The sequence below is a fragment of the Pelistega suis genome, assembly GCF_013133795.1.
Taxonomy (GTDB): Bacteria; Pseudomonadota; Gammaproteobacteria; order Burkholderiales; family Burkholderiaceae_B; genus Taylorella; species Taylorella suis.
Genome location: NZ_JABGBN010000002.1, coordinates 236,484 through 258,017 on the forward strand (window position 1 = coordinate 236,484; position 21,534 = coordinate 258,017).

The 21,534-nt window shown below is 40.7% G+C and carries 21 protein-coding genes; 12 read left to right on the forward strand and 9 right to left on the reverse strand.

Translation table 11 applies throughout. The features are described from left to right. Positions 1 to 50: 50 nt before the first annotated feature. The 5 genes from pdxJ to HKX39_RS04420 all read right to left on the reverse strand — a co-directional run bounded on the left by pdxJ (position 51) and on the right by HKX39_RS04420 (position 7,611). Complete coding sequence (gene pdxJ, locus HKX39_RS04400; protein WP_171680096.1) at positions 51 to 773, reverse strand: pyridoxine 5'-phosphate synthase; 723 nt, start codon at positions 771 to 773, stop codon at positions 51 to 53. Beyond that, positions 774 to 2,186 (reverse strand): efflux transporter outer membrane subunit, encoded by a 1,413-nt coding sequence (locus HKX39_RS04405; RefSeq protein ID WP_171680097.1) that lies wholly within the window; start codon positions 2,184 to 2,186, stop codon positions 774 to 776. It lies immediately after the preceding gene. Continuing rightward, on the reverse strand, positions 2,186 to 5,401 hold the full coding sequence (locus tag HKX39_RS04410) for an efflux RND transporter permease subunit (protein WP_171680098.1): 3,216 nt from the start codon (positions 5,399 to 5,401) through the stop codon (positions 2,186 to 2,188). The genes HKX39_RS04405 and HKX39_RS04410 overlap by 1 nt, the downstream gene beginning before the upstream one ends. A 23-nt stretch (positions 5,402 to 5,424) precedes the next feature. Continuing rightward, positions 5,425 to 6,672: an efflux RND transporter periplasmic adaptor subunit gene (locus HKX39_RS04415; RefSeq protein WP_171680099.1), complete on the reverse strand. Its 1,248-nt coding sequence runs from the start codon at positions 6,670 to 6,672 to the stop codon at positions 5,425 to 5,427. Between the two features lie 252 nt (positions 6,673 to 6,924). Further along, a complete protein-coding gene (locus HKX39_RS04420; RefSeq protein WP_171680100.1) occupies positions 6,925 to 7,611 on the reverse strand; it encodes a peptidoglycan DD-metalloendopeptidase family protein in 687 nt (228 codons plus the stop codon). A 179-nt stretch (positions 7,612 to 7,790) separates the two neighbouring features. On the opposite strand from HKX39_RS04420, the gene HKX39_RS04425 reads away from it, so the two are divergent. From HKX39_RS04425 to HKX39_RS04435, 3 genes are read left to right on the forward strand one after another with little or no spacing between them, the layout of a single operon-like run. Then, complete coding sequence (locus HKX39_RS04425) at positions 7,791 to 8,132, forward strand: hypothetical protein (protein ID WP_171680101.1); 342 nt, start codon at positions 7,791 to 7,793, stop codon at positions 8,130 to 8,132. Beyond that, positions 8,122 to 8,502 (forward strand): hypothetical protein, encoded by a 381-nt coding sequence (locus HKX39_RS04430; RefSeq protein WP_171680102.1) that lies wholly within the window; start codon positions 8,122 to 8,124, stop codon positions 8,500 to 8,502. The genes HKX39_RS04425 and HKX39_RS04430 overlap by 11 nt, the downstream gene beginning before the upstream one ends. 35 nt (positions 8,503 to 8,537) lie before the next feature. Further along, positions 8,538 to 9,524, forward strand: a complete 987-nt coding sequence (locus HKX39_RS04435; protein ID WP_171680103.1) for a Bug family tripartite tricarboxylate transporter substrate binding protein — start codon at positions 8,538 to 8,540, stop codon at positions 9,522 to 9,524. 101 nt (positions 9,525 to 9,625) lie between these two features. On the opposite strand, the gene HKX39_RS04440 is transcribed toward HKX39_RS04435, so the two are convergent. Then, positions 9,626 to 10,390: an SDR family oxidoreductase gene (locus HKX39_RS04440; protein WP_171680285.1), complete on the reverse strand. Its 765-nt coding sequence runs from the start codon at positions 10,388 to 10,390 to the stop codon at positions 9,626 to 9,628. Positions 10,391 to 10,467: 77 nt separating this feature from the next. Between HKX39_RS04440 and HKX39_RS04445 the strand changes: the two genes are divergently transcribed. The 9 genes from HKX39_RS04445 (at position 10,468) to HKX39_RS04485 (ending at position 19,262) form a co-directional block, all read left to right on the forward strand. After that, entirely contained in the window at positions 10,468 to 11,769 is a 1,302-nt protein-coding gene (locus HKX39_RS04445; RefSeq protein WP_171680104.1) for a sigma factor, read from the forward strand. A 186-nt stretch (positions 11,770 to 11,955) separates the two neighbouring features. Then, positions 11,956 to 14,832, forward strand: a complete 2,877-nt coding sequence (locus HKX39_RS04450) for a monovalent cation/H+ antiporter subunit A (protein WP_171680105.1) — start codon at positions 11,956 to 11,958, stop codon at positions 14,830 to 14,832. Next, positions 14,832 to 15,170, forward strand: a complete 339-nt coding sequence (locus HKX39_RS04455) for a Na+/H+ antiporter subunit C (protein WP_171680106.1) — start codon at positions 14,832 to 14,834, stop codon at positions 15,168 to 15,170. The genes HKX39_RS04450 and HKX39_RS04455 overlap by 1 nt, the downstream gene beginning before the upstream one ends. Beyond that, positions 15,170 to 16,810 carry a monovalent cation/H+ antiporter subunit D gene (locus HKX39_RS04460; protein ID WP_171680107.1) on the forward strand — a complete coding sequence of 547 codons (1,641 nt, stop codon included), beginning with the start codon at positions 15,170 to 15,172 and terminating at the stop codon, positions 16,808 to 16,810. Before HKX39_RS04455 ends, HKX39_RS04460 begins: the two co-directional genes overlap by 1 nt. A gap of 30 nt (positions 16,811 to 16,840) precedes the next feature. After that, positions 16,841 to 17,302: a Na+/H+ antiporter subunit E gene (locus HKX39_RS04465; protein WP_246226031.1), complete on the forward strand. Its 462-nt coding sequence runs from the start codon at positions 16,841 to 16,843 to the stop codon at positions 17,300 to 17,302. Next, positions 17,302 to 17,586 carry a K+/H+ antiporter subunit F gene (locus HKX39_RS04470; RefSeq protein WP_171680108.1) on the forward strand — a complete coding sequence of 95 codons (285 nt, stop codon included), beginning with the start codon at positions 17,302 to 17,304 and terminating at the stop codon, positions 17,584 to 17,586. The genes HKX39_RS04465 and HKX39_RS04470 overlap by 1 nt, the downstream gene beginning before the upstream one ends. Then, positions 17,583 to 17,900, forward strand: a complete 318-nt coding sequence (gene mnhG, locus HKX39_RS04475) for a monovalent cation/H(+) antiporter subunit G (protein ID WP_171680109.1) — start codon at positions 17,583 to 17,585, stop codon at positions 17,898 to 17,900. Before HKX39_RS04470 ends, mnhG begins: the two co-directional genes overlap by 4 nt. 10 nt (positions 17,901 to 17,910) lie before the next feature. Continuing rightward, complete coding sequence (locus HKX39_RS04480; protein WP_171680110.1) at positions 17,911 to 18,780, forward strand: EamA family transporter; 870 nt, start codon at positions 17,911 to 17,913, stop codon at positions 18,778 to 18,780. Further along, positions 18,777 to 19,262, forward strand: coding sequence for a glutathione peroxidase (locus HKX39_RS04485; protein WP_171680111.1), 486 nt, complete (start codon positions 18,777 to 18,779; stop codon positions 19,260 to 19,262). The genes HKX39_RS04480 and HKX39_RS04485 overlap by 4 nt, the downstream gene beginning before the upstream one ends. On the opposite strand, the gene HKX39_RS04490 is transcribed toward HKX39_RS04485, so the two are convergent. The 3 genes from HKX39_RS04490 to HKX39_RS04500 all read right to left on the reverse strand — a co-directional run bounded on the left by HKX39_RS04490 (position 19,246) and on the right by HKX39_RS04500 (position 21,534). Then, a complete protein-coding gene (locus HKX39_RS04490) occupies positions 19,246 to 20,013 on the reverse strand; it encodes a hypothetical protein (RefSeq protein ID WP_171680112.1) in 768 nt (255 codons plus the stop codon). The genes HKX39_RS04485 and HKX39_RS04490 overlap by 17 nt on opposite strands. Beyond that, positions 20,013 to 20,633, reverse strand: coding sequence for an ankyrin repeat domain-containing protein (locus HKX39_RS04495; protein WP_171680113.1), 621 nt, complete (start codon positions 20,631 to 20,633; stop codon positions 20,013 to 20,015). Before HKX39_RS04495 ends, HKX39_RS04490 begins: the two co-directional genes overlap by 1 nt. 112 nt (positions 20,634 to 20,745) lie before the next feature. Then, complete coding sequence (locus HKX39_RS04500; RefSeq protein ID WP_171680114.1) at positions 20,746 to 21,534, reverse strand: TatD family hydrolase; 789 nt, start codon at positions 21,532 to 21,534, stop codon at positions 20,746 to 20,748.

Here is a 21,534-nt window from a genome sequence, read left to right on the forward strand (position 1 = left end):
GCCTATATGAAGATGCTCTACTTTCGTAGGTTAAGCATCATATCAGGCGATTAAACTTTTGCCGTTAATAGAGCTTTCATATCACGGACAGCTTTTTCCCAACCATCAAAAATCGATTGCGCCACAATGGCATGACCGATATTTAACTCGCTAATGCCACCCAGAGCCACAATCGCTTGTACATTCTGATAGTGTAAGCCATGTCCTGCATTGACTTTAAGTCCACAGGATAAAGCAAAAGCAATCCCTTTTCTAAGACGTTCAATCTCATCAGCAATTGCTTGCTCACCTACCGCTTCTGCATAAGCACCTGTATGTAATTCAATGATTCTTGCCCCCGTTTTAACGGCCGCTTCAATTTGCTTTTCGTCAGGATCAATAAAAAGAGAAACTCGTGAGCCACTTTCTTCCAATTGGGCGACTGCATCACGGGTTTGCTCAAAATATCGAAGCACATCTAAGCCTCCTTCGGTCGTCAGTTCTTCTCGACGCTCAGGAACTAAACAGACATCATGTGGCTTAACATCACATGCGATTTTAAGCATTTCAGGCGTAATAGCACATTCAAGATTCATACGTGTCATCAATAAAGGACGCAATTCATAAACATCTTTATCTTGAATATGACGACGATCTTCTCGCAAGTGCAAGGTAATTAAATCCGCCCCAGCTTGCTCTGCTAGTAAGGCGGCTTTAATAGGATCTGGATATGCACAATGACGTTGCTGACGTAAGGTTGCAACGTGATCAATATTGACACCTAAATCAATCATTTATTTCTTCACCACATCTGTAGCAGACCAACCTCCACCTAGTGCTTTATATAAGGACACTTTGTTTTGTAAAGAAGCCAACCCTACAGATAAAAAGTTTTGTTTAACATTTAATACACTTACCTGAGCAGATTGTACCGCTAAGAAGCTATCAATGCCACTAGTATAACGTAATGTTGATAATCGTAATGATTGCTCGGCTGCAGCCGTTTGCTCTCTTAAGGCGTCTAATTGCTGCTTGTAGGTACTCACACCAATTAATGCATCATTCACTTCGCTAAAAGCTGTTTGAATCGTTTTTTCGTAATTAGCAACTTGGACTTCTTTACGCAATTTAGCGACATCTAGGCTATTTTTTAGTGCACCAAATGCATATAAAGGCATTGATACCGTAGGACTAAATGTCCACGCATCGCGTCCTGAACCAAATAAATTACCTAAATCCATGCTCGCCACCCCTAGTAAGGCAGTTAGGCTAATCGAAGGGAAAAATGCTGCACGGGCTGCACCAATATTAGCATTGGCTGCTTTTAATTCATGCTCAGCACCGATAATATCAGGACGACGTGTTAATAAGTCTGACGGTAAGCCAGCTGGAATAGTATCCATTAACACATCTGCCCCGAATTTAGGTGCTTTAGGTAAGTCTGTAGGCAATGCATGGCCAACGAGTAGCTCTAAGGCGTTCATTGCTTGCGCTTTATTGCGCTGGGTTTCTGCAAGTGCTGATTTTGCGCTATCCAACGTCAATTTCGCTTGATTGACATCGAGCATTGACGCAACACCGGCTTTAAAACGGGCATGCGTCATCTGATAAGTTCTCTCGTAAGCGCCCAATGTTTCGCTCACAAGTTTCTCCATCTCTTCTAACGTACGAATGGTGAAATAGGTATTCGCTACACTCGCGACCAAATTAATCTGAGCGGTACGTTGCGCTTGTTCTGTCGCAAAGTAACTTTGTAAAGCGGCTTCATTTTGGTTGCGGATTTTACCAAAGAAGTCAATCTCAAAATTAGACACCCCAATGCCAGCGATATAGGTACGAGAAATATCTCGTACGCCACTAGCATTCATATCTGCTGGTAAGTTTTGCGCCGACTGCGTCGCACTCACCCCTACTTTAGGAAAAAGATTACTCAGCTGAATACCATATTGTTTTTGGGCAATTTCAACATTTTTGGTGGCCATTAATAAATCACGATTATTCGCTAAAGCCAATTCGATGATTTTCTTTAAACGGATATCATGAAAAAAGCTTTGCCAACCCAAATCCGCCGCTGTCATCACAGCATCACTTGAACTTACCTTATACGCATTAGCCACGGGTGACTCTGGTGTTTCATATTTAGGTGCAAAATTACATGCCGCTAAAAGTACTGTGCCACTTAATACGGATATACGAAAGATATTCATTATTTATTCTCCGTTGGTGCTGAATAGCTATCCATATCAGCATAAATTTCATCTTTAAATTGACGCTCTGCTTGCGCTTCTTTAAGTAGGTTTTCTTGTTCGCCTAGTAAGCGTGGTTTTGTCTTAAATAAACGTAAAATCACCACAAAGAATACGGGCACAAAAATCACCGAGAAAGGTGTAGCTGCCAACATACCACCTAATACAGCAAAACCTACCGCTTTTTGACCAGCAGCGCCCTCACCTGTCGCAATGGCTAATGGAATCACCCCCATAATAAACGCAAAGGATGTCATTAAAATGGGGCGGAAGCGTAAGTGTGCTGCCTCAACAGCCGATTCCACTAACGATTTGCCTTCAGCATAGAGGTCTTTGGCGAATTCGACAATCAAAATGGCATTCTTAGCCGATAGACCAATAACGGTAATCATCCCTACTTGGAAATAAATATCGTTAGCCATGCCTAATAGATAGGTCAGAGCTACCGTACCTAACATACCTAAAGGCACAATTAATAAAGCAGATAAAGGAATAGACCAGCTTTCATACAAGGCGGCTAATACAAGAAATACCACAAGAATAGCTAAACCCATCATAATAGGCGCTTGGCTACCTGCTTGAATTTCTTGATATGATAAGCCAGACCATTCAAAACCAATCCCCTCTGGTAATTCATTACGAATAATGTCAGTTAACACATTCATAATGTCACCATTGGCATACCCGGGCGCTGCACCACCAGAAAGACTGATTGAGTCGTAGCTATTAAAACGCTTAACTTGTGATGGGCCATTAGTCCATTTCACATCTACGACGGTACTTAAATCGACTAAATTACCTTCTTTATTGCGAACTTTTAGACGTAAGACATCCTCTAGTGCTAAGCGACCATTAGCATCGGCTTGTACCCAAATATTTTGCATACGACCGTTATTGGGGAACTTACCGATAAAGCTAGAACCCACCGCCGTAGAAAGTACGGAACGGACATCAGCTACAGCCACACCAAAAGTCGCTGCTTTATCACGATTAATATCAATCGATAATTGAGGGCCAGGGCCTAAGCCTGAAATACGCGCATTCACAATCTTACCCGATTCATTGGCTTTTTGAATCAATAATTGTGCCGCATTACGTAAGGCTTCTTGACCTAAATTACCACGATCTTGTAACTCTAAAGAAAACCCTGATGAGTTACCTAATGCAGAAATGGCGGGAGGGATAATACTAAATACCGTGGCATCAGGAATGCCATAGAGTAATGCACCTGTTGCTTTACCTGCAATCGCTTGCGCGCTACTTTCAGGCGTTGTGCGCTCTTTAAAGTCTTTTAATGTCGTAAAAGCCAAACCTGCATTTAGACCTGTACCACTAAAGCTAAAACCTTGAATAGCAACGATATTGAGCTTTTCAGGAACTTTGCTGTAGTAATCTTCAACGTGTTTTAATACTTGACTGGTACGATTAGCTGAAACACCTGAAGGTAATTCAATGTTGGTAATGGTATAACCTTGGTCCTCATCAGGCATAAACGAACCCGGCAATTTCGTAAATAAATAGCCTGCTCCAGCCACTAATAAGACATAAATTAACATCATGCGGAAGCTGCGTTTAATCAATGCCGCTACCCCTGCTGAGTATTTATGTGTCATCTTATCAAAAACACGATTAAACCAACCAAAAAAGCCTTTTTTCTCCATATGGTGATCCTTAGGAATAGGCTTTAATAAGGTGGCACAAAGTGCTGGTGTAAAAGTCAATGCTAAAAAGCCAGAGAAGGCAATAGAAATTCCCATCGCCACGGCAAATTGTTGATAAATCACCCCTGCCGAGCCTGACATAAAGAGTAAAGGGGCAAATACCGTCACAAGTACTAAGGTAATACCCACAATCGCCCCAGAAATTTGAGGCATGGCCTTCATAGTTGCCTGAACTGGCGGTAAACCCTCTGTAGCCATGATACGTTCGACGTTTTCTACGACAACAATCGCATCATCCACCAGAATACCAATCGCCAATACCATCGCAAACATGGTGAGTACGTTGATTGAGTACCCTAATACCAGTAAGACCGCAACAGTACCAAGTAAAGCAACAGGCACGACCAAACTTGGAATAATGGTATAGCGAACGTTCTGTAAGAAGATAAACATCACGATAAAGACTAACACCATCGCCTCAAGCAAGGTATGGAATACCTTATTAATCGATGCCTCAATGTAAGGAGCGGTATTATATGGAATCGTATAGCTAATGCCGTCAGGGAAATACTGCGACAAGTTATCCATTGTTTCTTTCACTAAACGCTCAGTTTCTAGCGCATTTGCCGTGGGAGAAAGTGATACCGCAAACGCAGCGGTTGGTTTACCATTAAGACGAGCACCGGTTTGATAATTATCTTGACCAATTTCTACTTTTGCTACATCCATCAAGCGTACGATAGCACCGTCAGAGTCCGAACGTAAGACGACGTTATTGAACTCCTCAACGGTACTCATCTCACCATTAGATCGAATAATAGCGGAAATCGTTTGTGAATCTGGTGCAGGAGGAGAACCTAAGGTACCTGCAGAAATGGTGACATGCTGAGTCGCTAAAGCTGTATTTACATCGGCGATCGTCAGATTATATGCACTTAATTTATCAGGATCAACCCAAACACGTAAAGCTTTTTCAGCACTAAATAATCGGAAGCTCCCCACCCCTTTTAGACGAGAAATACTATTTTGAACATTTCGGGTAATATAGTCAGCAATATCAGAAGCAGTATAATTACCATTTTCTGAAGCTAACGATACGACCATTAAAAAGCCCGAGCTTTGCTTAGAATATGTCAACCCTTGTTGTGTCACCGCAGAAGGTAAACTCGAGGTCACACTGGCAACGGTATTTTGCACATCAATTTGTGCTTGATTGTCGTCTGTACCCGGCTGAAAGGTAACGTCAATACTCGCATTACCATAAGAGTCACTGGTGGATGAGTAGTAAAGTAAATTATCTACCCCATTGAGTTTGTCTTCGATAATACTGGTGACCGAACGAGAAACCTCTTCGGGTGAAGCACCCGGATAACGAGCGGAAATACTAATTGTTGGAGGTGCCACATTAGGATATTGAGCAATGGGCATGCTCGGTAAAGCAAGCGCACCAAATAAGGTAATCAAAATCGCAATTACCCAAGCAAAAATGGGGCGATGAATAAAAAATTGAGCCATTTGTTGTAACCTTTGCTTGGAAATTATTGTTTTTGTTCAGTAGACGGCGTACTATTAGTCGCTTTATCGGTCTTAGCCGCCTCTTCCGACTTAGGCGTAGTAGCTGGTTCGGTAGTTGTAGTTTGTTGCGCCTGAGGATCTTTTGCCCAAGGTAAGGCATTCACTGGCATGCCGGGACCAATTTTGGTAAAACCCTCAACGATTAATTGATCACCTGCAGACAACCCAGAAGTGATTTGTGTTTTATCATCAGCGACCTCACCTAAGGTAACAGGACGAGCCACTACTTTACCTTCTTCAATAACATATACTAAGCTACTACCATCCGCACGACGTTGGATGGCTTGGGTCGGAACCATCACAGCGGCTTTATTTAAACCACGCTCTAGTTGTACACGGACAAACATTCCTGGTAATAATAATTCTTTAGGATTTGGGAAGGTCGCACGTAAATTGACTTTACCTGTATTTGGATCAACAGCTACACCACTAAATAAAAGCTTCCCTGTTTTATCATAAGTGCTACCGTCTTCTAGAATTAAGCGAACAACCGCACTATTATTATCGACACGTTCAAGCTCACCATTTAAAAAGGCTTTGCGTAATTGCGTCATTTCAATCGTCGATTGCGTAAAGTCGACATAAACCTCACCTAGCTGTTGCACTTTAGCTAGTGCTGTTGCTCCAGTTGCACTTACCAAGGCACCCTCTGTCACTAATGCCTCACCAATAATACCGTCGATAGGTGATGTTACACTAGTATACGAAAGATTGATTTTCGCAGATTCTACAGCTGCACGGGCAGATTCAATACTGGCTTTCGCTTGGCTAGCGGCTGATACTGCATTATCATATTCTTGCTTACTAATCGCATTTTCTTTCACTAATGCCTGATAACGAGCGGCTAAAGCACTTGCACTTTTGGCACTCGCTTGTGCTTGATTAAGACTGGCTTGCGCCGCATTTAAATCTGCTTGATAAATAGCAGGGTCAATTTTAAAGAGTAACTGCCCCTCTTTTACTCGACTTCCTTGGGTGAAATTAATACTTTGTACAATACCATTCACACGAGCACGAACTTCGGCATCTTTAATCGCTGAAATCCGTCCTGGTAATGTTGTAAAAATACGCACTTCTTCTGTGCCTACAGTTATTGCCGCCACATTCATCGGTGGGCGTTGTTGAGCCTGCTGTTGTTCACTTTTACCGCAAGCCGCTAAAACAAAAACAGGGGTGAGAGCTAATACTAATAATTTATGTTTGAAATTCATTTTTTCACTATTAATCGAGTTAAATTTTTTACAGTGCTTATTTACTTAAAAATCTGAAATGTATAGTAAGGGATAATACTAATTTTGGCATTATATGAAAAAACTATCTGCTTAGGCAAGTAATTAAGTGTAAAATAGTTTCATCTTGTAACAATAACTAGAATAAAGACTCATGAATCAATGGCTAAAAAAGAAAAACCTAGTTTTAGTAAAACTAGGTTTTTCTTGAGAGATAGATTATCTCCGCCAAATTTAACGAATAACTGCGCGAACTCGACCGTTGTTTTGACGACTTGCCTGAATTTTATCTGACGATGGTAAGTCTTGCCCTCTACCTGCTTTGCCTGAGTTATTAAAGACTAGACGCTGATCAGAGCCAGCCTTTCCTGTCTGATGATTCACCGCTAAACCATTGACACGAATTTCGTAATGCAAATGCGCTCCCGTCGAACGCCCAGTATTCCCGCTTTTAGCGATAATCTGACCTTTGTTGACACGGCTACCAACTTTAATGCCTTGACCAAAACTATGTAAATGTCCGTAGACGGTACTATATGTATTGTCGTGTTTAATGACAATCAATTTACCGTAACCACTCATCCATCCCGCATAAACAACCTGACCAGATTGCCCTGCTTTTACAGGCGTACCTGTGGGTACGGAAAAATCAACACCATGATGGAATTTCTTACGTTTTAGCACAGGATGAATACGCCACCCATAGTCTGAAGAAACCTTGGCATTACCGACGGGCTTCTTGAGAATACTATCAAAAGTGACGACATCAAAATTTAATTGCTCTTTACAATTTTTATTACACGTTACTGATATATCGCTATCTAGGACGCTAATATCAAGGTCAGGCTCATCAAAACTGGTTTGAGCAATAACTGTTTGGCTAAATAGTGTAAGCAATATAGTTAGAATATGTTTTTGCACGCTAATTATCCTAAGTTAATACACAAATCCCTGCATTATCCACACAAAAAATTTTTCGCGTCTATAATACAGCTCAACGATTATACTTTATCAAAGCAAATATGAAACCTTTTTTTTCACTTTTACAGAAAAAGAAACTTTTCTTAGTTTTTTTTAGCTGTTTTTTATTGATTGGGTGCATGGCAGAGCCTTATCCACAGGCGATTCAGCAAGAGTTGTTGAGTATCTGTAAAAACGGTATTAGCTCTGGTATGACTGTTGTTCATCATGGTAAAGATAAAGCACTCTCAAACGAGGATATTGATAGGCTTTGTCAATTCCGCCTCACGGCGTTCATGAAAGAGGTTTCATTAGACAAGTATTTGAATTTAAATAAAAATATTTATGAAAATTTTGCTAGAGCTTATTCGCACAAATATATTTTAAAAGATATTTATGACACTTTATCTCCCGATGATAAGCAAACAAATGCCAAAATCGCGACAATCATTTTAGGTTTGGAGAGTAATGATGCGAAATAAGTTTTTGTTATTTTGTGGTTTTTTTATAATCCATTGTACTAGCTGGGCACAAGACATTCCGCTTGAGCCAGGTTATACCGATTATGATAAACACAAAGCGGTTATTACTTGTATGCAATATATCTATGTAGAAAAGCATCAACAAGCGCCTGCAGAAGAAGATGTCTTTCCTTTATGTGAACAACGGTTCTTATCCTTATCAAGAACATTATCGCATGATGATTTTGCGAAAGCGCTTGCAGCTAGCGATGAACAACTATTAAAAATTTATTATGACACGCTTTTTGGCATCCCTTCAGAGCCTGTTCCTGCAGATACCCCCTCTATCCCTAGAGCACTTGATGCGCCTACAGTACCCAATTCAAATTAATTTTTTAGCTATTTACAATTCAAAAAGGTAATCTTATGAAAAAATGTAATCCTTTAAAAGCATTATTATTGAGCTTAAGCCTATTAGGGAGCATAGCTTCAGCGCAAACGGCAGTAGATAAATGGCCTGAACACGAATTAACGCTACTCGTTCCTTTTGGCCCTGGCTCTAATCCAGATATTGTTTCTCGTTTGGTGGCAGAACATGCAAGTAAAACACTTGGTAAAACGATCGTGGTTGAGAATAAGCCTGGTGCAGGGGGTAATATTGCGACAGCAGCAATTGCTAAAGCAAAACCTGATGGTTATACCTTTGGACTGAGTATTAATGGCCCTCTCGTATACAATCAATTTATTGTTGATAATCTAGGCTATGACCCAGAAAAAGATCTTGCCCCTCTGACACTAGCCGCCACACAGCCTAATATTATTGTTACCTCTAACAGCACAAATGCAGCCAATTTAAAAGAACTGGTTGATGCATTAAAAGCAAATCCTAATAAATTTAACTTTGCTTCTGTGGGTGTTGGCTCTGGTTCGCATCTTACCAGTGAGCTCTTATTAAAAGCCACAGGTACTGATGCCGTTGCTTCGCATTATAAAGGCTCACCTGATGCTGTCGCTTCTGTTCTAGCGGGCGATACACATTTTGCGACATTAGCCCCTGGTGCTGTGATAAAGTTAGGTGAAGAAGGTAAATTGCGCGTATTAGCTCAAGCAGGTGAAAAACGCAGCGCTGCTTTACCTAATTTACCAACGATTACAGAAACAGGCGTTGCAAATATTTCAAGTCAAGCTTGGAATGGTTTTGTGATTTCTAGCCAAGTGGATCCTGCTATTCAAGCTAAACTACAAAAAGCGTTATACGATGCTTTAAGCTTACCTGAGGTTCAAGAGAAGTTACGTGCACTTTATATGGATCCAATTCCTGGTACACCAGAAGAATTTAAAGCATTTATGCAAAAAGAAAAGGAAGTTTGGCAGCCTATTATTGAGAGTCTAAACCTCAAACAAGCACAATAAATCTGTAAATATTAAATACCCCTTGTTAAATAACAGTACACTACACTGAGTACGGACAACAAGGGGTATTATTTAGGTAATCTATCTAGTGTGCCACTTTATCAAAACAAAACGGATAACCCACCATCAACAGTCAATACCTGCCCTGTGATGTAACTACTCAAAGTACTTGCCAAAAAGACAGCCACTCCACCTATTTCCTCTGGTTTTCCCCAACGCTGCATAGGAATACGGCTACTCATATGTCCACCTTTAATGGGGTCCGCGGCTAGCGCGTGATTAGACTCTGTTGCAAATGCTCCGGGAGCAATGGCATTTACTGTAATTTCTTGACTGGCATATTCAACAGCTAAAGAACGCGTCATTGCTACAATACCTAATTTAGTAATGGGATAGATAGCATCGCCCTTACGAGCAATATTACCTGCTACTGAGCTCATAGAAATAATGCGTCCCCCCGCTTTCATCTGCTTTGCCATACGTTGTGATAAATACATAGGGGCAAGCAAATTACTCTCTAATAAATATTGCATCTCTGAAAACGCTGTATCCGCCCACGATTGACGTAAACGCAAACCAAGATTATTAATCAGGATATCGCAAGTTTGATGCGTTTGTTCAAAAAAATCCATGAGATGATTGATATCATCTTTATCAGACATATCACCACAAAAGTGATGCAAATCTAGTGCTGGGAATGAGGCAATAAGCTTATCTAATTTTTCTTGTTGTCGTCCATTGATATAAACCTTTGCTCCACTTTTGGCTAATGCTAAAGCCATTTCCAAACCAAGTCCTTGGCTAGAAGCTGAAATAAAAGCAGTCTTACCTACTAGACTAAATTGTTGCATATAAGAACTTATCATCACTCTTCACTACTTTCCATTTATTCATTTATTTTTAGTATAAAATTTCACAAAATAACTTTGCTAATAAAATCAGTATGAGTCAAGAAAAAAAAACCTTTAATTATGCAAAAGAGCTACAAGCCATCGCTAAAGGTAGCAAAAAATCCTTACAAAGCTTATATGAGCAAGAGGCATCGTATATGCTTGCTTTTGCATTTAAGGTATTGCAGCACTACAAATTCGCTGAAGATACTGTCGTCGAAACCTTTGGCATTATCTGGAATAACGCTAAATATTATGATGAATCATTTAATCATCCACGCGGTTGGATTTATGCAATTTTCCGTTATCATCTGAACAATACGCTGCGCAAAAACTATCTTGCACTCAAAGAAAACAAAAAAGAAAATCCTGTTCTTGGTGATGTTTGCACGAATTTACATGCTGGTGTGCACAGTTTTATGGAACAAGGCTCTTTTTATCAAGTCTTTGAGGAGTTACCTGAAGAAACTCAAAAAGTACTCATTACCACGTACTTTAGTGCAGAAAGTCTAGCAGATACTGCCACCTTATTAGAAATGCCTTTAGGTCGCCTAAAAGAAAATATTTTATTAGGTTTGCGCCATATCGCACAAAAACGAGAGCCTTTGGCATTTAAACATGACCATACCATTTTTATTGGTGAATTTGTTTTAGGTAGTCTCACAGATACTGAACAGCAAAAAGCGAATACACTCCTGTCTGAAGACCCTGTTGCTGAAAACATGAGTCTAGTCTGGGAAGAAGAGTTTTTAAACTTCACCTCACAGCTCATCCTCGAAAAGACGCCTGAACCATTATGGGTGCGTGTTAAACAAGTCACCGTAGCTAGTGATAAAGATAATCATACCGATAACCAAGAATTAGAAGATGAGTTGCAACTCTCTCATGATCAAAGTAGTGCAACTGGCTTTTTTGATAAATTATTACTAACATTGAGAAAGTGTTGGATTAGTCGTAATTTTTGGCGTATGACCAGTCTGGTCTTACTTGGCGTTATCGCTGCATTATTGGTGATTCGTCCTTTAGAAAATCCAATTAAAGCGACCGCCACACTGAACTCCTCTACTCAAACTAATCAAGTGGGCTTTATTGTTAAGCAAGACAATAAACTGACGATTATTCCTATTATTCGTCAAAATTTAGGGGATCAATTAAAATTACAATTATGGCACCGTGATGCCCAAGGTTTTACTCGTTCATTGGGTATCATTAATAGTAGTGACAATACGGTTTTAGCCGCTAATTCAACACTAAAAACAGGTGATTTACTATTAATTAGTCTAGAGCCTACCTCACAAACTAGCGAAAGCATCACTGGGCAAATTCTTTACCAAGGAGTAATTGCTAGTTTTTAGCAGATTTTATGATGTTTTAGTTGATTTTTAAGTGATTTTGAATATTGTATTGCGCAACACATCAAAAAACACCTAGCAAAATCAAACTTTTTTAAAATCACCACTAAAATTAGGGTAGTTGTGTATAATTTCTGCTAAAATGACAAAAAATCTTATTTTTATTGTGAATTTGGCGGCTATCCATACATGACCTTATCTTTGCTTATCCTTTTGCCTTTTTTTGGTAGTATTCTTGCAGGATTACTCCCCCAAGATGCTCGTAATCGGGAAGCGCTGCTATCAGGCCTTATTGCTTTTAGCTGTGTTGTCATCGTTGCGTGGTATGCCCCAGCTATTTTTGCTGGCCAAGTCATTGAGCAACATATCGAATGGCTCCCCTTTCTCGATTTAAATATTGTCTTTCGTTTAGATGGATTTGCATGGTTGTTTGCGTTACTAGTTTCATTAATGGGTGTACTAGTCGTTATTTATGCACGCTACTATATGGATCCTGCTGACCCAGTCCCTCGTTTTTTTGCCTTTTTCCTCGCTTTTATGGGGTCTATGCTTGGCGTAGTATTGTCAGGCAATGTTATTCAATTAGTCATCTTCTGGGAGTTAACGTCACTCTCCTCTTTTATGCTGATTGCTTATTGGCATCATCGTCCCGATGCTCGTCGAGGGGCGCGTATTGCCTTGACTATTACGGCGGGTGGTGGTTTTTGTCTGTTAGCAGCGATGTTACTTATCGGGCAAGTGGTTGGGTCTTATGAGCTAAGCGTTATTCTCGCGTCGGGTGACTTAATTCGTCATGATGAGCACTATACGCTTATTCTCGTTTTATTTGCTCTCGGTGCTTTAACCAAAAGTGCGCAATTTCCTTTCCACTTTTGGTTGCCCAATGCGATGGCTGCCCCTACGCCTGTATCAGCCTACTTACATTCAGCCACACTTGTTAAGGCAGGTGTATTTTTATTAGCTAGATTTTGGCCTGTATTAGCTATGACTGACCAATGGTTCTGGATTATTGGCTTAGCTGGTCTTTTATCCCTAACCGTAGGTGCTTATGTTGCGACTTTCCAAAATGATATGAAAGGCGTACTTGCCTACTCAACGATTAGTCACCTTGGTTTAATTACGCTTTTACTTGGTATGAATAGTCAGTTGGCACTGATTGCTGCTGTATTTCATATGATTAATCATGCGACCTTTAAAGCCTCTCTTTTTATGGCGACAGGGATTGTAGACCATGAGACAGGGACTCGTGATATGTCTGTGTTGTCTGGACTACGTCGTTCTATGCCTCTTACTGCCACCTTAGCTACAGTAGCAGCTGCTGCAATGGCAGGTGTTCCATTGCTTAATGGCTTTATTTCTAAAGAAATGTTCTTCTCAGAAACCTTATTCTTAGATGATACTCGTCGCTATATTTTGCCTGTATTAGCTGTCGTTGCAAGTACCTTTAGCGTGACGTATTCTTTACGTTTTATTCTTAAGGTGTTTTTTGGGAAAGAAGCTAACAATTTACCTCGTACACCACATGAACCACCTAAATGGATGCTTTTCCCTAGTACCGTCTTAGTATGCTTATGTATTCTTATTGGTGTTCTGCCTGGAATTGTTATTGAACCGACACTAACACTGGCGACCACTTCCATTCTTGGTGCCAATCATCCTAGCATTGATTTAGCGGTATTTCATGGTATCAATATCCCTCTTATTATGAGTGCGATGGCATTGATAGGTGGTATTGTTGTTTATTTTGTATTACGCCCTTATTGGCAGAGCCATGCAGGTCATACATTGGGATTCCATATTGAAGGTCGCGAAGTTTTTGACAATTTAATTAATCGCTTAGATAGTTTTGCGGCGACAGTCAACGAATACATTTCCTCTCATCGTGTTCAAGTACAAATGTTCTGTATTGTGCTTGTTACCTTTATTGTGGCACTTATCCCTCTTCTTCGCTATACCGATTGGTTGATGTGGCCTCGAACTAAATTTAGTCTTTCTTTTGCCATTTTATGGGTTGTGGGTGCAGCTTGTGCCATTGGTGCTGCACATCAAGCAAAATATAATCGTTTTCGTGCCGTAGTGTTTGCAGGTGGTGCAGGTATTGCCACAACAGTCACCTTTGCTTGGTTATCCGCCCCTGATTTGGCGTTGACTCAATTAGTCATTGAAGTCGTTACTGTCGTACTACTGCTTTTAGGTTTACGTTGGCTACCTCGTCGCAATAATGACGGTGCCACAAGTGTTTCCGGTGCTGAGGAAACTGTCAAACATTTACGTCATATCCGAGATGCTATTTTAGCGGTTGCTGTCGGTCTAGGTATGACCATTTTGACTTATGTAATTACTACACGTAATACTATCTCAAGTATTGGTAATTTCTTTACCGAAAATGCTCTCCCCAAAGGTGGTGGTACGAATGTGGTCAATGTCATTCTGGTTGATTTTCGTGCTTTTGATACTTATGGTGAAATCACTGTCTTGGGTATTGTCGCTTTGACAGTTTATGCCTTATTACGCCGTTTCCGACCACCAGAAGAAAGTCTTTATGCGCTAGAAAAAAGAGATAAAACTGTAGCGCCTGATTTGGCAAAAATCAAAGAAAATGAGGCCTTGCCTCGGGGTACTTTATTAGTACCTAATGTTTTAGTGCGTTTGTTAATGCCGATGATTAGCTTAATTGCTATCTTCTTCTTTATGCGTGGACATAACCTACCAGGGGGAGGATTTATTGCGGGTGTCATCTTTGCGATTGGAATCATTGTCCAATACATGATTAGCGGTATTCATTGGGTAGAGTTGCGCTCACGCATTAAGCCACAAAATTGGTTAGCTGCAGGCTTATTTATGGCACTTTCTGCGGGTATTCTGCCTTTATTTTATGGTTTGCCATTCCTTTCTGCCCTAGCTGGAGATATTCACTTACCACTTATCGGAGATATTCATTTATCCAGTGTGATGTTATTTGACTTAGGTGTTTTTGCTCTCGTTGTAGGTTCATCAACCTATATGTTAGTGGCACTGGCACACCAATCTCTTCGTTCACAGCGTCAATCAAAAGGAGCTAAATAATGGAAATCGTTTACGCCTTAGCGATTGGCATTCTAGCCGGTTCTGGTGTTTGGTTAATTTTACGCCCTCGTACCTTCCAGATTATTATCGGCATTACCTTATTATCCTATGCTGTCAATTTATTTATTTTTGGTACAGGTCGTTTATTTGTAGGAGCACCTCCTATCATTAATAAAAATGCACCTGTTAATACTGTTCTTTATGCAGATCCTGTACCACAATCACTTGTGCTAACAGCCATTGTCATTGGTTTTGCAATGACTGCTCTTATTTTAGTTGTTGTAATGGCAAAACGTGGACTCACCGGTTCTGATCACGTGGATGGTGAGGGGCAATAATGACTATGTTTTGGGAAAATCTACCCGTCTTTAGTATTCTCATTCCTATGTTTGCTGGAACGATGATGGTATTTCTTAAGGAAAAACGTCGTCAGCTCAATAAAACATTAGGTCTACTATCAGCAATTGCACAATTAGCCATTGCTGTCTTATTAATGTTAGGTGTGACGGGTCAATTAGCCTCAGTGGAGTGGACCCACAATATTGGGGTTTATTTGCTTGGCAACTGGGATGCCCCTTTTGGCATTACCTTGGTTGCTGATCGTTTATCCGCATTGATGTTAGCGCTTTCAGCGGGATTAGGTCTCATGTGCCTTATCTACTCCACCTCCTTATGGGATCGCGCAGGGGTTCACTTTCACCCCCTCTTCCAATTTATCATGATGGGATTAAATGGCGCTTTTTTAACAGGTGACTTATTTAATCTTTTTGTATTTTTTGAGATTTTTCTTGCTGCTTCTTATGGTTTACTTCTACATGGTTCTGGTGTAAATCGTGTCAGCTCTGGTTTTCATTATATCGTCGTAAATCTCATGGGTGGTTTTTTAATGCTGATTGGCATTTCCATGATTTACTCTGTGACCGGATCGCTTAATTTAGCGGACATCGGTATGAAAGCGGGTATTTTAGCCGCCAATGAGCGTATTTTATTTGAAACTGCATGTGCTTTCTTAGCGACAGCTTTTCTAATTAAAGCAGCGGCATGGCCACTTAGTTTCTGGCTAACCAATGCCTATGCTTCTGCTGTTTCCCCTGTTGCCGCGATGTTTTCCATTATGACTAAAGTCGGTATTTATGCCCTTTTACGTGTAGGTTCTTTACTTTTACCTACAGGAGCTCCTGCTGGCTTTGGTGGTGAATGGATGTTCTATATTGGCTTAGGTACGCTTTTCTACGGCACAATGGGGCTCTTAGCAGAGAAAAATCTAGGACGTATGGTCTCTTTTTGTATCGTTATCTCCTCAGGGACATTATTAACAGCGCTTGGTATGCCAGGAGTCGCTTTAACAGGCCCATCACTTTACTACCTCGTTAGTTCTGTGGTGGCATTAGCAGTTGCTTTCTTACTCGTCGAGATTATCCGCCGCACAGAAGCCGTACAAGTTAGTGTACTTTCCGTTTCCTTAGAAGCCTTTGGTCTTGACCAAGACAAGTCATCAGACTACGCTGGTGAAGTCGTCGGTGTACCTATTCCCGCATCTATGGCATTTTTAGGTTTAGCTTTCTTTACTTGTGTGTTAATTGTAGCGGGTCTCCCTCCATTCTCAGGCTTTCTGGCCAAATTTGCACTCTTATCACAAGCCATTACCCTTACGCAAATGGACTTAAGTTCTCCCACCTATAATGCATGGATTTTAGTAGGCTTTATGCTGGCATCTGGTATGGCTACCGTCATTGTTTTAGGTCGTACAGGTATCCGTGTGTTTTGGGGTTCTGGGACATTAAATACACCTAAATTAACCTTACGAGAAGCCTTACCTATTGCCATTTTATTATGCGCATGCTTGTACATCACTATTTTTGTCAGCGATGTGATGACTTATATGAATTACACGGCACAATCTCTCGATGAGCCTAATCAGTATATCGAGGCCGTTTTGCAACAGCGTGCCGTACCTAGCCCATTTGAAGGACATTAAGCCATGATAAGTATGTTCTTTTGGATTCCAATGACTGCTCTACTCACGCTGATTTGGTTATTATTAGCCAATTCCATTAGCTTAGGACAGTTTTTGTTAGGATTCATAGCGAGCTTTGTGCTTGTTTTACTGTCCTTGCGTATGCGCCCTGATTTAGCCTATCCTCGTAGGGTATGGCTAATGCTGGTTTTAGCGTATCGTTTTACTATCGATATTATTAAATCTAATTTAGCAGTCGCTAAGCTTATTTTACAATGGCGTCGCAAAGACTTTACCTCAGGTTATGTCTACATCCCTCTTGAGGTACGTGACCCTCATGCTTTAGCCTTTTTAGCGTGTATCATTACTTATACCCCTGGTACAGTATGGTCAGGTTTAACTGAAAAAGACTATATTTTACGCTTACATGTACTGGATTTAAAAGAAGAAGCCGAGTGGTTCGATATTATTAAGAACCGTTATGAAAAGCTTTTATTGGAAATTTTTGAATAATGACTGTGAACTATATTTCCCTTGCAGCACAATTTGCTATTGCTTGTTTTGCACTAGGTTCTTTAATTTGCACCATCCGTATGTTTAAAGGTCCTAGTCCTCAAGACCGCGCATGGGCACTTGATGCCATGTATGTCAATTGTATGTTACTCATTGTGACCTTAGGCATTTTATTTCGTACTTCTTGGTACTACGATATAGCCTTATTAATTGCGTTGTTTGGATTTGTAGGTACTGCAGCTTTAGCAAAATTCTTATTACGCGGTGAGGTAATTGAGCCATGACCAATATCCCCTTCATCCCAAGTCTTATCATCGCCACTTTATTAGTATTAGGTGGTATAGTAACCTTAATTGGTTCCTTAGGCTTGTTGCGTTTTAATGATTTTACAGGGCGTATCCATGCGACAACCTTGGGGAATACCTTAGGCGCTTTATTTATTCTTGCTGCCTCAATGATGATGTCTTGGCATATCAATGATCGAGTATTCTTGCATGAAGTAATTATCGTACTCTTTCTCTTTATTACATCGCCTGTATCTGCCATGTTATTAATGCGTTCATATACTTTACGCCAAGAGCGCATGGAGTCTAATTAACGCTTGCATTATGAATCATCATAAGTCGTATCCTTTTTCTTTTGGCGTCATCGCATTAATTGCCTCAATGATTTCTCTTTGCATGGGAACATCATTTGCCAAAAGTCTTTTTAGTGAGATTGGCGCACAAGGGACGACTTTCTATCGATTGATATTCTCTGCTATCTTATTATGGATTATTTGGCGCCCATGGCGTTTTAAATTTACGCGAGCCTATATTTTCCCTATTATTTTTTATGGGGTCTCTTTAGGTATGCTGAATTTCCTCTTTTATATGGCTTTGCGTACTATTCCTTTAGGCATTGCCATTGCTATTGAGTTTTGTGGACCTTTAGGACTGGCACTCTTCGCTTCGCGCAAAAAGATTGATTTTCTCTGGATTGCTTTAGTAATTATTGGCTTACTCTTTCTCATTCCTAATGAATCGACTAGCGCTACTTCTTTAGATCCTATCGGTTTGATGTACTGTGTTGCCGCCGCTATATTCTGGGCAATCTACATTATTGCCGGTCAGAAGATGAGCAATATTCATCCAGGACAAGCCAGTACATTGGGTATTACCATGGCGGCATTGACAGTTATGCCTTTTGCCATAGCAAGTATCGGTGTTGAGGGTTTATGGCGAGTCGAGTTGTTTTGGGTGGGCTTAGTAGTGGGTATTTTATCCAGTGCCTTACCCTATTCTTTAGAAATGATTTCTTTACGTTCACTTGACCGCAAAACTTTTGGTGTATTACTTAGTCTGGAGCCTGCTTTCGGGGCTATTGCTGGCGCCATTGTGTTACATGAATTTCTAAGCATTCAGCAAATTATCGCCATTATCTGCATTGTCAGTGCGTCAATGGGATGTACATTAACCGCAAAAAGAGGCAAAAAATGAGTATTTTCTATACTTTTTCCGCACAGCAAAATAATGGGGAAACTTTACATTTTTATGATTTACAAGAAAAAGTTGTGCTTATTGTGAATGTTGCCTCTAAATGTGGTTTTACTCCTCAATACAAAGAGCTTGAACAACTTTATCAGCAATTTAAGGATAAAAACTTTACGATACTAGCCTTTCCTTGCAATCAATTTGGACAACAGGAACCTGGAACTGCCGAAGAAATTCGTTCTTTTTGTGAATTGAACTATGGTGTCACTTTCCCCTTAATGGCAAAAATTGATGTCAATGGTGCAAATGAACACCCTTTGTATCATTGGTTAAAACAAGAGAAAAAAGGCTTGCTCGGCGGTAGTATAAAATGGAATTTCACAAAGTTTCTCATTAATCAAAAAGGCGAAGTGGTTGACCGCTTCGCCCCGACAACATCGCCATCTAAGCTACAAGATAAGATTATACAAGTTATCGAATACTCGTAATACGCATTGTATAGCTTGAGTTTTGATAACGAAAATCCGTTTGCATACTCAATCCTTGCTCAGGACAATACCATTCGGTTACCCCCAAAGTTTTTGCTTCAGGTGCTTTGGTGCGTCCACTTAATGACTCATAGACTGTACCGCTCGAGACTTTTGCTTGATATTGAATAGGTAAACAAGGCATAGGACCAAGTGCCGTATTTAAGTTTTTCGCGGCACCGACTTGAGCGGCTCCCGCTGAGAAACTCGCATTATTGATGCTCGCCTCTCCCATTTTAGGTAAACCTTGCGCAATAAACATATCCGCATTGGCGTTTGCACTATATTGACGTGCTGGTACAGATTGTCCTGCAATAACTTTTTGTACGGGTTTGAATAATAATCCTTTTAAAGCAACGGCGACGGATGATGTTGCAAAAGGTGCCGCATTCTGTCCTGTACTTAATTGACCATTAAGCTGGGCATTATTATTACGTACATTCAAGGTAAATTGACCACCTGCAGCAGGAATAATTAACTTAGCAAAAGTATTCAGACGGATATTTAATTGAGCTGTACAGTTCTGTGCATCCTGACGCTTGACAGATAGGACATTGATACTAAAAGCTGCCGTATTTTGGCTAATTTCCCCTTCGATTTGCTTGCCCTCTACGAGCCAAGGACTATCACAAAACGCTTGATCAGCCGCTTGTGCATTGGGCAGAAAAGCTAAACTTAATAGTGATGCTCCTACCAAAACAGTTTGACGCATTATTTTCCTTCCAATAAAGACACAATAGACGAAAGCTTCATTTCTCTTGCCACATCTAAGGCATTCTTACGCTGCTGATTGATTGCTTTAGGATCAGCACCCGCTGCTAATAAGAGTTTCACCACATCGGCTTTGCGTGAGGTTACGGCGAGTAATAATGGAGAGCTACCGTCAGCTGCAGGCGCATTGGGAAAAGCACCATGCTCTAACAGGAGTTTCACCATTTTGGCTTGTCCGCGAGAGGCCGCATAGTGCAAAGGAGCCCAACCGAGTCGATTGACCTGTGCTCCACGCTGAATTAAGGCTTTCGCAAAATCAACATCACCAATAATAGCCGCATACATAAGAGGCGTTTCATCAAAACGATTAGCTAAATTCACATCGGTTTTAGGATTTTTAGCCAAGGCCATATAAGCACGTTTTGAATCTTCACGTACGGCATAGATAATCGCAGGATGTCCATCTTCGTTAAGAATGTTGGGGTCCTGTCCTTGTTCAATCGCTGCTGTTATAGAATTGACTCGATCATTTTTGACATCATTCCACCAGCTATTCGCATAAGCAATTTGTGATGATAATACGAATGTTAATGCAGCCATCCCTGCCCTTAGTTTCTTCATGCATAATCCTTTTTAAAAACTTTTGAGTTTTTGCCCAAAAGTGGAAACGCTGATAGTTTACGTGATATTCCTAAGCGGTGCCGTTAAGAATTGTGAAGACTATTTCAGCACGCTACACCGGTTCAATCGGTGTTGGTTTAACCTTATGAAATAAACGGTAAAAATTCTCCGTACTTGCTTGAGCCACCTCTGCTAAGGTAATACCACGTAACTCCGCAATTTTTTCAGCAACATGAATCACCTTAGAGGGATCATTGCGTTTGCCACGATACGGTACTGGCGCTAAATACGGTGAATCTGTTTCAATCAATAAGCGATCAAGTGGCACATAGGCAGCGACTTCTTGGACTTGCTGTGCACTTTTAAATGTCACAATACCAGAGAGAGAAATATAAAACCCTAGATCTAATGCTTGAGCAGCCACCTCTTTGGTTTCTGTAAAGCAATGCATCACCCCACCACAATGTTGTGCCCCCTCTTCTTTCATTAAGCGAATGGTATCCTCACTGGCATTACGCGTATGAATAATTAAAGGAAGCTGTGCTGCAACAGCAGCTTGAATATGTGTGCGAAAACGTGCCCTTTGCCATTCTAACGGTTCTGATAGTCGGTAATAATCAAGCCCTGTTTCGCCAATAGCGACTACTTTTGGATGTTGAGCCAGACGAACAAGCTCCTCCACGCTGGTCTCAGGCGTATCTTCGTAATCGGGATGAACACCTACCGAGGCACTCAACTCTGGATGAGGCTCTACCATCGCCATAATACCTTGCCAATCAGGCATATTGACGCTAACACATAAGGCATGCTCAACTTGATTTTGACGCATATTCGCCAAAATATGAGGCAAGTCTTGTTTTAGTTCTGGAAAATCCAGATGACAATGTGAATCAACAAACAT

What these genes read in the sequence shown, in the direction of transcription:
- pdxJ (WP_171680096.1), bottom strand. Translation starts at nt 773, where the DNA reads ATGATTGATTTAGGTGTCAATATTGATCACGTTGCAACCTTACGTCAG.
- HKX39_RS04405 (WP_171680097.1), bottom strand. Translation starts at nt 2,186, where the DNA reads ATGAATATCTTTCGTATATCCGTATTAAGTGGCACAGTACTTTTAGCG.
- HKX39_RS04410 (WP_171680098.1), bottom strand. Translation starts at nt 5,401, where the DNA reads ATGGCTCAATTTTTTATTCATCGCCCCATTTTTGCTTGGGTAATTGCG.
- HKX39_RS04415 (WP_171680099.1), bottom strand. Translation starts at nt 6,672, where the DNA reads ATGAATTTCAAACATAAATTATTAGTATTAGCTCTCACCCCTGTTTTT.
- HKX39_RS04425 (WP_171680101.1), top strand. Translation starts at nt 7,791, where the DNA reads ATGGCAGAGCCTTATCCACAGGCGATTCAGCAAGAGTTGTTGAGTATC.
- HKX39_RS04430 (WP_171680102.1), top strand. Translation starts at nt 8,122, where the DNA reads ATGCGAAATAAGTTTTTGTTATTTTGTGGTTTTTTTATAATCCATTGT.
- HKX39_RS04435 (WP_171680103.1), top strand. Translation starts at nt 8,538, where the DNA reads ATGAAAAAATGTAATCCTTTAAAAGCATTATTATTGAGCTTAAGCCTA.
- HKX39_RS04440 (WP_171680285.1), bottom strand. Translation starts at nt 10,390, where the DNA reads ATGATAAGTTCTTATATGCAACAATTTAGTCTAGTAGGTAAGACTGCT.
- HKX39_RS04445 (WP_171680104.1), top strand. Translation starts at nt 10,468, where the DNA reads ATGAGTCAAGAAAAAAAAACCTTTAATTATGCAAAAGAGCTACAAGCC.
- HKX39_RS04450 (WP_171680105.1), top strand. Translation starts at nt 11,956, where the DNA reads ATGACCTTATCTTTGCTTATCCTTTTGCCTTTTTTTGGTAGTATTCTT.
- HKX39_RS04455 (WP_171680106.1), top strand. Translation starts at nt 14,832, where the DNA reads ATGGAAATCGTTTACGCCTTAGCGATTGGCATTCTAGCCGGTTCTGGT.
- HKX39_RS04460 (WP_171680107.1), top strand. Translation starts at nt 15,170, where the DNA reads ATGACTATGTTTTGGGAAAATCTACCCGTCTTTAGTATTCTCATTCCT.
- HKX39_RS04465 (WP_246226031.1), top strand. Translation starts at nt 16,841, where the DNA reads ATGACTGCTCTACTCACGCTGATTTGGTTATTATTAGCCAATTCCATT.
- HKX39_RS04470 (WP_171680108.1), top strand. Translation starts at nt 17,302, where the DNA reads ATGACTGTGAACTATATTTCCCTTGCAGCACAATTTGCTATTGCTTGT.
- mnhG (WP_171680109.1), top strand. Translation starts at nt 17,583, where the DNA reads ATGACCAATATCCCCTTCATCCCAAGTCTTATCATCGCCACTTTATTA.
- HKX39_RS04480 (WP_171680110.1), top strand. Translation starts at nt 17,911, where the DNA reads ATGAATCATCATAAGTCGTATCCTTTTTCTTTTGGCGTCATCGCATTA.
- HKX39_RS04485 (WP_171680111.1), top strand. Translation starts at nt 18,777, where the DNA reads ATGAGTATTTTCTATACTTTTTCCGCACAGCAAAATAATGGGGAAACT.
- HKX39_RS04490 (WP_171680112.1), bottom strand. Translation starts at nt 20,013, where the DNA reads ATGCGTCAAACTGTTTTGGTAGGAGCATCACTATTAAGTTTAGCTTTT.
- HKX39_RS04495 (WP_171680113.1), bottom strand. Translation starts at nt 20,633, where the DNA reads ATGAAGAAACTAAGGGCAGGGATGGCTGCATTAACATTCGTATTATCA.
- HKX39_RS04500 (WP_171680114.1), bottom strand. Translation starts at nt 21,534, where the DNA reads ATGTTTGTTGATTCACATTGTCATCTGGATTTTCCAGAACTAAAACAA.